Below are 12,675 nucleotides of genomic sequence, written 5' to 3'. Positions count from 1 at the left end.
CGATGACGGCCCAGGGCGCCCGGCCCCAGGGCGGCCCGCCCCAGCCTCGGCCGTCATCGCCGTCTCCGCCATCGCCGCCGCCCGGCGGCCCGAACCTGCCCTCGCCCCAGCGCGGGCCGCGATAGGCGCCGGGCGGCTGGTCCCAGCCCCAGCCCTCGGGGCCCGTCGCCTCGTGCGGGAAGATCGGCGTGACCGAGCGCACGAAGCCGATCCAGGCACCGGGCCGATCGGTGATGAAGGCCCAACTGCCGTGCTCGGCGTACTCGCGTTCGAGCGCCTTGGTCACGCGCGTGATTTCCTCGTCGTTGCGGCCCACCAGGTAGTGGCCGAAGCCGCTCTCGAAGCTGTAGCGCATCGCCGCGCCCATCGCCACGGCGACGGCCACGCAGGTCGCGAGGATCGCGAGGAACAGCTTGGAGGTGATGCCGACTTTCATGCGCAGCGGTGGTGTCGAGCAGGGCAGGGCTGGAAGGTCCGGCGCCGGCCGGTTGCGGGGCTTACTCGGGGCCGGATGCGGGGCCGAGGCGGCGGTCAGCCGCGGATTGTCCCGGTTTTGCGGCGGCCCGCGTGCCGGCGCGGACGGATTTCATATTTTCTCCTCATTTCCCCCATTTTTGATGCGCATTCTGTGCTTAGTCTCGGGGCCATCGTGCATCGCCCCGCCCGCGATGCGCCCCGGCGGCGCGGGCCGGTGGCGCCTCGCGCGCACCGACGTCAACCACGGATCGCCCATGAGCATCAACATCCTCGTCATCGAACCGAACGAAGCCCAGCGCGACGCGCTGCGCAGCCATTTCAGCAAGCACCGGATGGAGATGTCGGTCTGGTATTCGAGCGCCACCCTGGTCGAGCGCGTCGAGCGCGAGCAGCCTACCGCGATCGTGATGCGCGCCGGACCCGGTTATCCCGATACCTATGCCTCGCTGCGCCAGTTGCGCGCGGCCGGCTACGAGATGCCGGTGGTGCTGATCGGCGAGGAGCCCGATGTCAGCGACAAGGTGCTCGCGCTCGAATTCGGCGCCGACGATTTCCTCGCCGAGCCGCTCAACCTGCTGGAGCTGTCCACCCGCATCCGCACCATCGTGCAGCGTCCGGTGGGCCCGGCGCTCGGCGTGATGCAGGTGCCGCGCCCGCGCATGCTGGGCGCGATCGAGATCGACTTCGCCGCGCGCCGCGCCCGCAAGCACGGCCGCGACCTCGGCATGCGCCCCAGCGAATTCGCGCTGCTCAAGGCCTTCGTCAGCCATCCGCTGCAGGTGCTGTCGCGCGCGACCCTGCTGCAACTGCTGCAGGTCGGCGACGAATCGCGCTCGGAGCGCGGCCTCGACGTGCTGGTGTTCCGGCTGCGCGCGCTGATCGAGGACGATCCCGACCGGCCCCGGCATATCCAGACCATGCGCGGGCGCGGCTACATCTTCGTGCCGCCGGCCGAGGAGCCGGCGGCGGTCGCCGCCTGAGACAGCGGCGCGCCCGAGCGCCCGAATTTGCCGCCGAAACCGGCTTCGAGCGTTTCGACCCCATCCCGGGCAGGCCCCGAGCCTGTCGTTTTTCGCCGTCGGCCGGATTTTTTTCAGCCGGTGCCGCCCCCTTTTTCATCGATTCCTCAGACAGGCGCGGTTTCAAGCGGGGCGGCCCTGCCCGGCCCGGCGGCCCGCCGCGCCGGGCGTCTCGTTTGGAAGCGCGGCACTAGCGGGGGACTTGCGCGGGCGCGGCGAATCGCCGTATCTTTACATCGTCCAATGTAATCAATTCGGCGCGCGATCGATCCGCGAGCCGGGCGAGGCGCCCGGCGAACCCGCGAACCGCGCGTGCCGCCAAGGAGCATCGACGATGCCTCATCCGTCAGCAGCCGCCGTCGCGGCCGACATCATGCCCGTGCGCCGGGACCTGCGCTTCCCGCTCGCGATCGAGCGCGCCAAGGACTGGCACGGCCAGGGCCCGGCGGTCACGCACTTCTTCAACGCGCTGTCGCTGCTGTTCCCGGCCGGCGAGCGCTTCTTCATGGATTCGGTGCGCAACTACCGCGACCGCATCGACGATCCGGTGCTCAAGCAGCAGGTGCTGGGTTTCATCGGCCAGGAGGCGATGCACACGCGCGAGCACGTCGAGTACAACGAGGCGCTGCAGGCCAACCGGCTGCCGGCGCGCAAGCTCGACCAGCGCGTCTGGAAGGTGCTGGGCTGGATGAAGCGCGTGATGCCGCATTCGATGCAGCTCGCCCACACGGTGGCGGCCGAGCACTACACGGCCATGCTGGCCGGGCTGCTGCTCGACGACCCGTCCCGCATGAACGGCGCCGAGGAGGGCTACAAGCAGATGTGGCTGTGGCACGCGCTGGAGGAAACCGAGCACAAGGCGGTGTCCTTCGACGTCTGGAACGCGGTGATGGAGCCGGGCGCGAAGCGCTACCTGCTGCGCGTGGGCACCTACCTGATGACCACGCTGACCTTCTGGCCGACCGTGTTCCTGATCCACACGCGGCTGATCCGCTCGGATCGCCAGGCCGACCACCGCGTGCGCGGCATGTGGCGCGTGATCAAGTTCCTGTACGGGCCGCGCCACGGCGTGTTTCCGCGCATCGCGCGCGAATGGCTCGATTTCTTCCGGCCCGGTTTCCATCCCTGGGATCACGACAACCGGCGCCATCTGGCGATGATGTCGCAGATCGTCGCCGCCAACGAGGCGCGGCAGGCCGATTGGGTCGAGCCGCAGGTCTCGGCGGTGCGCAGGCGGCTCGGCGCGGCCTGAGGGCGGCGCGGGCAGTGGCCCGAACCCCATCGAAACGACAGCAGGACGGCACGAGGATGAAGCCGGGCACGATCCGGCAGGCAGGCAAGGCGGCGGCGCGATGCGTCGCCGCTTTTTTTGCGCGGCCCGATGACGCCGCGATGGCGTGATGACCGCGCGCCGCCGCATCTTTCGAGGGCGATTCCTCTGACTTTTTGCTGCGAACGCCGAGCCGATCGGCGCGGCGTTCGCGCCAGGCCAGCGCGGCAGCGGTACCGCCGGAGGGGCCTGCCGGGCCGCGCCGGCGACCGATCGGCGGCTGTCCCCGCCGCCATGACCGCAACTTCCGATCATCGGGCCCTTGCAATCATCCGGGAATGGACTAATCTTGTTAGTCAATTCACTTTGAGACTAACGGCCATGTCTCGACCCGCACCGACCCCGCTACCGGATTCGCATCCGGTGCCCGAAGCGACTCCGGCGCAGATGTCCGCCGCCGGCCTGCGTGCGTTCTTCAACATCGCGCGCGACTGGGACCTGTCGACCGAGCAGCAGATCGTCCTGCTCGGCTCGCCGGGCCGCTCGACCTTCTTCAAATGGAAGAACGCGCCGCAGGCGGCGCGCCTGCCGCGCGACACGCTGGAGCGCCTGTCGCTGATGCTCGGCATCTACAAGGCGCTGCAGATCCTGCTGCCGCCCGAGGCGGCCGACGGCTGGCTCAAGCGCAGCAACAGCGCCGCGCCCTTCAACGGCGGCCGCGCGCTGGACCGCATGCTGGCCGGCAACGTCAGCGACCTGGTGGCGGTGCGTCAGTATCTCGACGCGGTGCGGGGGGGCTGGGCGTGAGCGCGGCCGATCGCTCGACCCGCTGGCCCGTCACCACGCTCGACTGGGCGCCCGCCTACCGGGTGATTCCCACCCGCTTTCCCGCCATCAACCTGTTCGACCGGGTGGCCTCGCCCGAGGATTTCGACGCGCTCTACGCGCTCGAGGCGATGACCAACGACCGGGTGCGCGCCGAGGTCGGCCAACTCGAACTGGTGCCGCCGGCGGAGCGCCGCTACGGCCCCGGCTACGGGCCGATCATGGCGGCCTTCACGCACCTGAATCCGCAGGGCAGCCGTTTCTCCGACGGCAGCTACGGCGTGTTCTACTGCGCGCGCTCGCGCGCCACCGCGATCGCCGAGACGCGTCATCACACCGGCCTGTTCCTGGCCGCCACGCGCGAGAAGCCGATGCGCCAGCAGATGCGGCTCTATACCGTGGCCGCGCAGGGCGAAGTGGCCGACATCCGCGCCTGGCCCGAGCGCGACCCGGCCCTGCTCGACGCGCTCGACTATTCGGCGGGGCAGGCCTTCGGGCGCATGGTGCGCGGCGCCGGTTTCGCGGGCCTGGCCTATCCCTCGGTACGCGATCGCGGCGGCGAGTGCCTGGCCGCGTTCCGCACCACCTTGCTGCGCGACTGCCATCACGCCGCCTACCTCGAATACAACTGGAACGGCTCGGCCGTCGACGTGGTGTTCGAGCTGAACCAGGTCGGCTGAGGCCGGCCGCTTATTTCCGCTTGTTCCCGCTTGTTCCCGCGTTCTCCGGAGATACCGATGTCGAGTCTGCCGATGCTGTTTCGCAATCGTCCGCGCATGTGGGTCGCGCTGCTGGTGGGAATGGTGGCCGCGGCCCTGCTGCCGGCCGTGCACAGCCGTTTCGCGCGCGTGCTGATCGGCTGGGACGTGACGGTGTGGTTCTATCTCGCGCTGATGTGGTGGCAGATGACGCGCGCGCATCACGACAAGGTGCGCGAGATCGCGATGCGCGAGGACGAGAGCGCCACCACCGTGCTGACCATCATCTGCCTGGCGACGGTGGCCAGCGTGGCCGCGATCGCGGTGGAGCTGGCCAGCGCCAAGAGCGTGGGCCTGCGCGCCGGCATCGAGCACTACGCGGTGACGGGCGCGACGCTGTTCGGCGCCTGGTTCCTGATCCCGACCATCTTCACCCTGCATTACGCGCGGCTCTATTACCAGTCGCCGCCCAAGTCGCGCGCGCTGCAGTTTCCCGATCGCGAGCTCGAGCCCGATTACTGGGACTTCCTCTACTTCTCGTTCACCATCGCGGTCGCCTCGCAGACCTCGGACGTGATGCTGAACAATCGCTCGATCCGGCGCGCGGGCCTCGCGCAGTCGATCCTCTCGTTCTACTTCAACATGGCGGTGCTGGGCCTGTCGATCAACGTGGCGGCCGGGCTGCTGGGCTAGGCGCGGTGCATGCCCGCTCCGCGCCCGGTATCGCCGTGCCTCAGCCGACCATCGCGTAGGGGCCGCCGCGTTCCAGCGCGCGCTGGTAGGCGGGCCGCGCGTGGATGCGCTCCAGGAAGGCGCGGATCGCCGGCAGTTGCGCGAGCGTGTCGGCGCGCGAGGCGGCCGCTTCCAGCGGAAAGCTCATCTGCACGTCGGCGGCGCTGAAGCTGTCGCCGACGAACCAGCCGGTCTCGCGCAGCGCCGCGTCGACGTAGCCGAGATGGAGTTTCAACTGCGGATCGACGAAGCTCGATTGCAGGGTCGACGAGATCTTGCGCGCGATCGGCCTGGCGAAGAACGGCATCGGCGCCTGCGCGATGCGCAGCGCCACCAGCTTGAGCAGCAGCGGCGGCATCGCCGAGCCTTCCGCGTAGTGCAGCCAGTAGGTATAGCGCAGCCGCTGCGGCGTGCCCGGCGGCGGCGCGAAACGGCCCTCGCCGTAGCGCTCGACCAGGTACTCGATGATCGCGCCCGATTCGGCCAGCGTGAAACCCTCGTCGGTGAGCACCGGCGACTTGCCCAGCGGATGCACGGCGCGCAGCTCGGGCGGCGCGAGCATGGTCTTGGGGTCGCGCTGGTAGCGCTTGAGCTCGTAGGGAACGCCGAGTTCTTCAAGCAGCCAGAGCACGCGCTGCGAGCGCGAGTTGTTCAGGTGGTGGACGATCAGCATGAGCCTGTGGGATGGGGGGCGCCTCGCACGCAGGGCGTGCCGCTCGCGATGGCGACGGGCGAGCGGACCGGAACGGGGCCGGCCGGGTTATGCTCGCGCAGGCGGGCGGGTGACGGCCCGCGTTCCAGATCCAGACGAGAGAGACCTTGCCGATGCCGATTCCGATGACCCGGGTGATTCTATACACGCACGACGTGCGCCAGTTGAAGTGTTTCTACCAAACGTATTTCACGCTGCCGCTGCGCGAGGAGATCGAAGGGGAGTGGGTGGTGCTCGACGCGGGCGGTATCGAGCTCGCCCTGCATCATGTCGGCGAGGCGTATCGGAGCCCGCCCGGGGAAGGCGCGGCGCGTTCGGGAACGGGTTCCAACGCGAAATTCGTGTTCCAGGTCGAAGCGGGCATCGAGGCCTTGCACGACAGGCTGCTGCAGGCCGGCGTGCCGATGCGCGGCATCAAGCGCTACGACGGTTTTCCCTATCGGCTTTGCGACGGCACGGATCCGGAAGGCAACGTGTTCCAGTTGATGCAAGCCGATGCGGCAGGTGCCGCCGCAAGCTGAACGCGGGCCTCGATCGTTTCGGGTTCCTGTCGAATCGCGTGCACCGTCGGGCGGCACGCGAGGCGGCCGGCGCATGCGGAAGGTGCGCCGCGCACCGCCGTCGCGCGGTGGTGCATGCGCGCGGTGCGGTAGCGAATTCCGTGCCGCGTCGCGCGGCGAGCGCAAGGGTCAAGACGCATTTAAAAGCGGTGTCCGACACTCGCACGCGCTTGCGATTCGGCGCATACTGCTTGCTCCCGCTGCCCGGCACGTCGCTTGCAGTGCCGGCCATGCCTCCCTAAAGGAGCGCATCACATGTCCGACTGTCCGCACGATCCTTACGCACACCGCTACACGCATTGCCTGCCGTTCGGCGCCCAACCCTGCAGCGCCTCCGCCGCCACGCTTCGTACCCACTTCCGCCTGTGGGCGCCCGCCAGCGCCGAGGTGCGCCTCGAATTCGGCATCGACGGCGCGGCGGAACCCGCCATCGAGATGGCGCCGGCCGGCAACGGCTGGTTCGAGACCTTCGCCGAATGCGGCCCCGGCGCGCGCTACCGCTACCGGCTCGACGACACGCTGCTGATTCCCGATCCCGCCTCGCGCTCGCAGCCCGAGGGCGTCGGCGGCGCGAGCGAGGTGATCGATCCGCGCGCCTTCGAGTGGCGCAACACCTTCTGGCGCGGCCGGCCCTGGGAGGAGATCGCGCTGTATGCGATCCGTCCCGGCGCGCTCGGCGGCTACGATGCCGTGCGCCAGCGCCTGCCGCAGCTCGCCCGGCTCGGCGTGACCGCCATCGAGTTGCTGGCCTCGCCCGATACCACCCACGACAGCCTGCCGTTCGCGCCGGTGGCCGCCTACGGCGGCCCGAACGCGCTCAAGGCGCTGATCGACGCGGCGCATGGCCTGGGCCTCGCGGTGCTGCTCGATCTCGACTACGCGCGCTTCGGCACCGGCAACGAAGCCTTGCGTCGCTACGCGGTGCCGTTCTTCCAGCTGCGCGACGATCCCCAGCAGGCGCCGCTCGCGCTGGAGCATCCCGAGGTCTGCGATTTCTTTTGCGACAACGCGCTCTACTGGATCGAGGAATATCGCTGCGACGGGCTGCGCCTGCGCGAGGCGGACCGGATCGGCACCGCGGGCCTGCGCGAGATCGCCGATCGCGTGCGCGGGGCCGTCTCGTCCGATCGCCTCGTGCACTTCGTGCTCGGCAGCGAGCGCCATCCCTCGCACCTGGCCGAGACGCATTTCGACGCGCAATGGAACGAATGCGGCGAGCGCGCGCTGCATCGCCTGACCGGGCGTGCCGCGCATCCGTATCGCGAGGCGATCTCGACGCGCCAGACCATTCACACGCTGGCCCGCGCGCTGACGGCGGGCGGCTCGGCCTACCAGCGCGTCGGCGACGAACGCGGCGGCAACGACATCACGCTGCCGATCACCTCGCTGGTGTTGTCCGACGGCGCGTGCCGGCCGACGGCCGCCACGCGCGAGGCGGGGCTGGCGGCGCTCGCGCTGTCGCTGCTGACGCCGCAGATCCCGCTGGTGTTCGCCGAGGCCGCGCCCGATGCGGCCAGCGAGCGTTTCGTGCAATCGGCGCTGGCGGTGCGCGCCAAGCTGATCGCGCCGCGCCTGCTCGATTCGCGGCCGCAATCGGCCGAGCTGCTGCGGCTGGCCGATGGCGTCGAGGCCGATGCGCTGCTGGCGGTCTGGCGGCTCGGCGACGGCGAGCTGCTCAGTCTCGCGCTGAACCTGTCGCCCGATCCGCTGTCGCTCGCGCATGCGCCCAAGGGCACCATCGTGTTCGAGACGCCGGCGCGGGCACGCGATCGCGTGCTGTTCGGCGAGTTGCCGCCTTATGCGCTGGTCGCCTGGGTGACGGGCGACGTCAATCGTTATGCGCTCTCGCATGACGCGCGCTTCTATCCTCGCGAGGGTGCCGCGGCGTTCAACGCCTGAGCGGCGTTTCTCCCTGTCGCGCGGTGTTGCCGGGTCGGCGGCGCCGCGCGCATTCCCTCTCTCAGAACACCCCGAAACCGCGGATGCCGGCGACGCCATGCGCGCCGTGGGCGCGCGCCTCCGGCAGGTCCTCGCATGTCATGCCGCCGAGCGCGTAGACGGCGGGGCGCGCTGGCGGCAGCGCCGCGGATTCGATGGCGGGCCCTGCCTGCGCGATGCATTGCGCGAAGCCGTGCCAGCCGAGCGCCGGCGCGCCGGGATGGGTGAGGGTCGGTTTGACCGGCGAGAGCGTGACGAGATCCGCGCCGATCCGTCGGGCCTGCCGCAGGGACGCCGCATCGTGGCAGGCCGCCGATAACAGCACCTCGCGCGCCACCGGTCTCGACGAGGCGGCGAATAGCGAGGCCTCGCTCAAATGCACGCCGTCGGCGCCGAGCGCGAGCGCGGCGGCCGGCGTGATCGCGCCGTTGCAGATCACGCGCGCGCTTGCTGCATGCGCGAGCTCGATCACGCGCGCGGCCAGCGCGGCATAGGTTTTTGCATCGAGGCTTTTCACGCGCAATTGCAGCAGCGCGATGCCGTTCGCGAAGGCTGCTTCGAGTCGCGCCGCGAACGCATCGAGCGCATCCGTCGTGGCGGATGCGGGCTCCGGCGTGATCAGGTAGACGGCCGGCAGCGCGGGACGCGCCGCGGCCTCAGAGCTTGACATGCTGGCTCAGGAAATCGAGGAAGCCCTGCACGCGCCCGGTCAGCGCGGCGTGGCGATAGTAGACGGCATTGATCGGCTGCCGATAGTCGCTCATCAGCTCGCCGAGCAGCGGGACCAGGCGCCCCGCCGCGATATCGGCGGCGGTCATGAAATCGGACAGGCAGACGATGCCGAGCCCGCCGAGCGCGAGATGGCGCAGCGTCTCGCCGCTCGAGGCGGTATGGGCCGGCTCGATGACGACGCCCTCGCCGTCGGGCTGGCCGCCCGCGCCGCGCCGGCGCAGCGGCCAGCGGTTGAGGGTCTCGATGTCGCTGAAGCCGAGCAGCTTGTGCCGCTTCAGGTCGGCGACGCTGCGCGGCGTGCCGTGCTCGGCCAGGTAGGCGGGGCTGGCCAGGATGTGCAGCGGGCAGGCGCCGAGCGCTCGCGCATGCAGCGTCGAATCGGGCAGCGTGCCGATCCGGATCGCGATGTCGATGCGCTGCTCGATCAGGTCGACGAAACGTTCGTTGTTGGTCAGTTCGAGCTGGATGTCGGGATAGCGTGCGGTGAAGGCGGGCAGGTTCGGCACGATCGCGTGCAGCATGAAGGGCGTGGCGGCGTCCACGCGCAGCCGCCCGGCCGGCTTCACGCGGCCCAGCGACACGGCGGTCTCGGCCTCTTCCACCGATTGCAGGATGTCGCGCGCGCGCGTGAGCAGCAACTCGCCCTCGTCGGTCAACTGCGAGCTGCGCGTGGTCCGGCGCAGCAGCGTGACGCCGAGCTTGCGCTCCAGCCGGTTCAGCGCACGGCTCACGCCCGACACGGTCTGGCCGAGCTGCTCGGCGGCGGCGGTGATCGAGCCGCTGTCGATGATCGCGACGAAGGTCTGCAATTCCTCGGTCGAGGTCTTCATTTTTGATCCTGATTCAAGAATGACTTGAGCCTAACACGGTTTTTGCGAGGCCCGATCGCGCTCACACTGGCTGCATTCACGAATCGATACAAGGAGTGCGACATGAAGATTTTCATCACGGGCGCGGGTGGTTTCATCGGCGGCTCGATCGCCGCTGGACTGGCCGGCGACGGGCACCAGGTGGTCGGGCTGGTGCGCCGCGAGGAGCAGGCCGAGGAACTGCGCGCGATCGGCGTCGAGCCGCGGCTCGGTTCGCTCGACGATCGCGCGTTGCTGGTGCGCGAGGCCCAGGCGGCCGATGCGGTGATCAACGCGGCCGATAGCGACCATCGCGGCGCGGTCGAGGCGCTGATCGAAGGGCTGAGCGGTTCGGGCAAGGTGCTGCTGCATACCAGCGGCTCGAGCATCGTCGGCGACGCCTCGGGCGGCGAGGGCAGCGAGACGATCTACTACGAGGACAAGCTGCCCGAGCCGACCGCCGACAAGGCCGCGCGCGTGGCGATCGACAATCTCGTGCTGGGCGCCTCGCGGCAAGGCATTCGTCCCGCCGTGCTGTGCAATACGCTGATCTACGGCCATGGCCTGGGCCTGCCGCGCGAGAGCGTGCAACTGCCGCGCCTGATCCGCCAGGCGCGCAAGAGCGGCGTGGTGCGCCACGTCGGCCCGGGCCGCAACATCTGGTCGAACGTGCATATCGACGACGTGGTCGAGGTCTATCGGCTCGCGTTGCAACGCACGCCGGCCGAAGGCACCTTCTACTTCGTCGAGAACGGCGAGGCGGCATTCCGCGACATGTCGGCCGCGATCGCCCGGGCGATGGGCCTGGGCGCGGCGCAGGACTGGCCGCTGAAGGACGCCGAGGCGGAATGGGGCTACGAGATGGCGAACTACGGCCTGGGCTCGAACAGCCGGGTGCGCGGCGAACGCGCCAGGCGCCTGCTCGGCTGGCAGCCGAAGCACGCCTCGGTGCTCGACTGGATCGCCTCCGACATGCGGCACGAGCGCGCCTGAGGCGGCGCGCCGATCCGGCGCGTGACGGCGGCGGAAAAGGGCGCAAGCCGGCCCGCGCGCGATGGCCTCGGGGCCGTCGCGCGCGGGCGTTTTTGTTTTGGGGAGAGAGAACGGCGGCGAGGGAGGGTGCCGCCGCCGTCGCGCTTACTCGTCGGCTTACTCGTCGGCTTCCTTCAGCGCCTTCGGGTAGACGCGCACCAGCACGATGCGCGGCCCGTTCATCTTCTTCACGACCACGTCGAAGCTGTCGAAGGACACGCGCTGGCCCTCGGTCGGCAGGTCGCTGAGCGCCTGGATCACCAGGCCGCCGACCGATTCGGCGCGGCCCTCGTCGATGTCGATGCCCAGCGCCTGCTCGAGCGACACCACCGGCAGGCTGCCCTTGCCCATCAGCGTGCCGTCGTCCAGGCGCGCCCAGTCGGCGTCGCCCTGGCGGAACTCGTCGTGGATCTGGCCGACCAGCGCGCCGAGCAGGTTGTCGAGCGTGAGGAAGCCGATCGGCTTCTCGTGCTTGTTGCCGACCAGCGCGAAGTGCGGCGCGCCCTTGCGGAAGCGCCGGAACAGCTCGAGCGCGGGCGTGTCGGGCCGCACGTACTGGACCGGGCGCACGTAGTCGGACAGGTCCTCCAGCGCGGCGCCGGCATGGCGCGCCAGCAGCAGGTCCTTCAGGTGGATCAGGCCCGTCACCTGCTCGCGCGAGGCGTCGGTAAACAGCGGGTAGCGGCTGAAGCGATGGCGCGCCACCACCTCCATGTTGTCGGGCAGCGGCAGGTCGCGGCGCAGGCCGATCATCTCGTTGGCCGGGCGCATCAGGTCCGATACCGTCATCGAGGAGAAGTCGAGCGAATGCGCCAGCGTGTTCCACTCGTCGTTGCTGTAGGTGGCCACCGGCGCCTTGGCGCCGGCCGCGTTGCGGCGGCTGCGCAGGATCAGCTTCAGCTCGTCGGTCGAATAATGCGAGTCGCCGCCGTGCTCGGCGGACAGGCCGACGATGCGCAGCACCGCGTTGGCGCTGCTGTTCAGCACCCAGATCGCCGGGTACATCATCCAGTAGAAGGCATAGAGCGGCAGCGCCAGCCACAGGCCGACCTGCTCGGGCTGGCGGATCGCCATCGATTTCGGCGCGAGCTCGCCCACCACGATGTGCAGGAAGGAGATCACCGAGAACGCGAACACCAGCGAGATCGCGTGCACCAGTTGCGGCGATTCGATGCCCAGCGCGTCGAGCAGCGGCGAGAGGATCTCGGCGAAGGCGGGCTCGCCGATCCAGCCGAGGCCGAGCGAGGCCAGCGTGATGCCGAGCTGGCAGGCGGACAGGTAGGCGTCGAGGCGCGCATGGACGATGCGCAGGATGCGGCCGCGTAGGCCGTGCTGACGGGCCAGCGTCTTGACGCGCGTGGCGCGCAGCTTGACGAGACCGAATTCGGCGGCCACGAAGAACCCGTTCAGGGCCACCAGCAACAACGCGCCGATCAGCGCGATGATCTGTATCAACGAAACGACTCCGGGAATAAAGGAAGCGTCAGTATAGAGGCGGAAAGGCGCACGTAAAGTTCGTGCGCCGGAAAAAAGCTCATGCGCTGGCCTTGCGCGGCAGCGTCAGGGTGCTGCGTGCAGCGCTGCCGGCGGCGAGTTCCGGTGCCGTGAAGCTGCCGCCGTGGGCGAGCGCCACGCGCTGGCACAGCGCGATCGCCCAGGGCGGGCGCCGGCCGTCGCGCTCCAGCAGGGCCTCGCGGCGCGCGCCGGGATCGAGCGCGTGCGGCAGCGAGGCGTCGACGATCGCGTTCGGCTCGGCGACGAAGGCCAGCTCGAAGCCGACGCTGTCGGCCGAGTGCAGCGCGTCGCAGGCGAGCGTGACGGTCGAGCCCGGA

At 69.8% G+C, this 12,675-nt stretch carries 12 protein-coding genes and 2 pseudogenes; 8 read left to right on the top strand and 6 right to left on the bottom strand.

Going from position 1 to position 12,675, the window contains the following annotated elements:
* Positions 1-436 (bottom strand): annotated as a pseudogene (locus tag F3J10_RS30850) (hypothetical protein); the annotation flags it as partial.
* Positions 437-731: 295 nt separating this feature from the next.
* Between F3J10_RS30850 and F3J10_RS30845 the strand changes: the two are divergent.
* From F3J10_RS30845 to F3J10_RS30825, 5 genes are all read left to right on the top strand, one after another.
* Positions 732-1,457 (top strand): response regulator transcription factor, encoded by a 726-nt coding sequence (locus F3J10_RS30845; RefSeq protein ID WP_025101174.1) that lies wholly within the window; start codon positions 732-734, stop codon positions 1,455-1,457.
* Positions 1,458-1,830: 373 nt separating this feature from the next.
* The gene (locus F3J10_RS30840) at positions 1,831-2,748 is read left to right on the top strand and encodes a metal-dependent hydrolase (protein ID WP_025101175.1); all 918 of its coding nucleotides are present in this window, start codon (positions 1,831-1,833) and stop codon (positions 2,746-2,748) included.
* Between the two features lie 399 nt (positions 2,749-3,147).
* The gene (locus tag F3J10_RS30835; RefSeq protein WP_013690924.1) at positions 3,148-3,573 is read left to right on the top strand and encodes an MbcA/ParS/Xre antitoxin family protein; all 426 of its coding nucleotides are present in this window, start codon (positions 3,148-3,150) and stop codon (positions 3,571-3,573) included.
* Positions 3,564-4,271 carry an RES family NAD+ phosphorylase gene (locus F3J10_RS30830; protein WP_172535091.1) on the top strand — a complete coding sequence of 236 codons (708 nt, stop codon included), beginning with the start codon at positions 3,564-3,566 and terminating at the stop codon, positions 4,269-4,271. Before F3J10_RS30835 ends, F3J10_RS30830 begins: the two co-directional genes overlap by 10 nt.
* A gap of 57 nt (positions 4,272-4,328) precedes the next feature.
* Positions 4,329-4,982: a DUF1345 domain-containing protein gene (locus F3J10_RS30825; protein ID WP_025101177.1), complete on the top strand. Its 654-nt coding sequence runs from the start codon at positions 4,329-4,331 to the stop codon at positions 4,980-4,982.
* Positions 4,983-5,022: 40 nt separating this feature from the next.
* Here the strand turns inward: F3J10_RS30825 and F3J10_RS30820 are convergent, their stop codons facing one another.
* Entirely contained in the window at positions 5,023-5,694 is a 672-nt protein-coding gene (locus F3J10_RS30820; RefSeq protein WP_025101178.1) for a glutathione S-transferase, read from the bottom strand.
* 152 nt (positions 5,695-5,846) lie between these two features.
* Between F3J10_RS30820 and F3J10_RS30815 the strand changes: the two genes are divergently transcribed.
* Together F3J10_RS30815 and F3J10_RS30810 are read left to right on the top strand one after the other, a co-directional pair.
* On the top strand, positions 5,847-6,254 hold the full coding sequence (locus F3J10_RS30815; protein ID WP_166916048.1) for a VOC family protein: 408 nt from the start codon (positions 5,847-5,849) through the stop codon (positions 6,252-6,254).
* 294 nt (positions 6,255-6,548) lie between these two features.
* On the top strand, positions 6,549-8,192 hold the full coding sequence (locus F3J10_RS30810; protein ID WP_166916046.1) for a DUF3459 domain-containing protein: 1,644 nt from the start codon (positions 6,549-6,551) through the stop codon (positions 8,190-8,192).
* Between the two features lie 61 nt (positions 8,193-8,253).
* Here the strand turns inward: F3J10_RS30810 and F3J10_RS30805 are convergent, their stop codons facing one another.
* The gene (locus F3J10_RS30805) at positions 8,254-8,901 is read right to left on the bottom strand and encodes a thiamine phosphate synthase (protein WP_167243691.1); all 648 of its coding nucleotides are present in this window, start codon (positions 8,899-8,901) and stop codon (positions 8,254-8,256) included.
* A complete protein-coding gene (locus F3J10_RS30800) occupies positions 8,888-9,793 on the bottom strand; it encodes a LysR family transcriptional regulator (protein WP_167243690.1) in 906 nt (301 codons plus the stop codon). Before F3J10_RS30800 ends, F3J10_RS30805 begins: the two co-directional genes overlap by 14 nt.
* A gap of 102 nt (positions 9,794-9,895) precedes the next feature.
* On the opposite strand from F3J10_RS30800, the gene F3J10_RS30795 reads away from it, so the two are divergent.
* A complete protein-coding gene (locus tag F3J10_RS30795) occupies positions 9,896-10,804 on the top strand; it encodes an NAD-dependent epimerase/dehydratase family protein (RefSeq protein WP_167243689.1) in 909 nt (302 codons plus the stop codon).
* 156 nt (positions 10,805-10,960) lie between these two features.
* On the opposite strand, the gene F3J10_RS30790 is transcribed toward F3J10_RS30795, so the two are convergent.
* Together F3J10_RS30790 and F3J10_RS30785 are read right to left on the bottom strand one after the other, a co-directional pair.
* Complete coding sequence (locus F3J10_RS30790) at positions 10,961-12,298, bottom strand: hemolysin family protein (protein WP_036036947.1); 1,338 nt, start codon at positions 12,296-12,298, stop codon at positions 10,961-10,963.
* Between the two features lie 79 nt (positions 12,299-12,377).
* Positions 12,378-12,675: pseudogene (locus F3J10_RS30785) on the bottom strand (sensor histidine kinase); the annotation flags it as partial.

Source organism: Burkholderia sp. Cy-637, assembly GCF_011753175.1.
Classification (GTDB): domain Bacteria; phylum Pseudomonadota; class Gammaproteobacteria; order Burkholderiales; family Burkholderiaceae; genus Burkholderia; species Burkholderia gladioli.
The sequence above is the reverse complement of the archived record's forward strand: the minus strand, read 5'-3'. Positions and strand labels throughout refer to the sequence as shown.

Excerpts from the sequence above, each read along its gene's own strand:
- F3J10_RS30845 (WP_025101174.1), top strand. The coding sequence starts at position 732 with ATGAGCATCAACATCCTCGTCATCGAACCGAACGAAGCCCAGCGCGAC.
- F3J10_RS30840 (WP_025101175.1), top strand. The coding sequence starts at position 1,831 with ATGCCTCATCCGTCAGCAGCCGCCGTCGCGGCCGACATCATGCCCGTG.
- F3J10_RS30835 (WP_013690924.1), top strand. The coding sequence starts at position 3,148 with ATGTCTCGACCCGCACCGACCCCGCTACCGGATTCGCATCCGGTGCCC.
- F3J10_RS30825 (WP_025101177.1), top strand. The coding sequence starts at position 4,329 with ATGTCGAGTCTGCCGATGCTGTTTCGCAATCGTCCGCGCATGTGGGTC.
- F3J10_RS30820 (WP_025101178.1), bottom strand. The coding sequence starts at position 5,694 with ATGCTGATCGTCCACCACCTGAACAACTCGCGCTCGCAGCGCGTGCTC.
- F3J10_RS30815 (WP_166916048.1), top strand. The coding sequence starts at position 5,847 with ATGCCGATTCCGATGACCCGGGTGATTCTATACACGCACGACGTGCGC.
- F3J10_RS30810 (WP_166916046.1), top strand. The coding sequence starts at position 6,549 with ATGTCCGACTGTCCGCACGATCCTTACGCACACCGCTACACGCATTGC.
- F3J10_RS30805 (WP_167243691.1), bottom strand. The coding sequence starts at position 8,901 with ATGTCAAGCTCTGAGGCCGCGGCGCGTCCCGCGCTGCCGGCCGTCTAC.
- F3J10_RS30800 (WP_167243690.1), bottom strand. The coding sequence starts at position 9,793 with ATGAAGACCTCGACCGAGGAATTGCAGACCTTCGTCGCGATCATCGAC.
- F3J10_RS30795 (WP_167243689.1), top strand. The coding sequence starts at position 9,896 with ATGAAGATTTTCATCACGGGCGCGGGTGGTTTCATCGGCGGCTCGATC.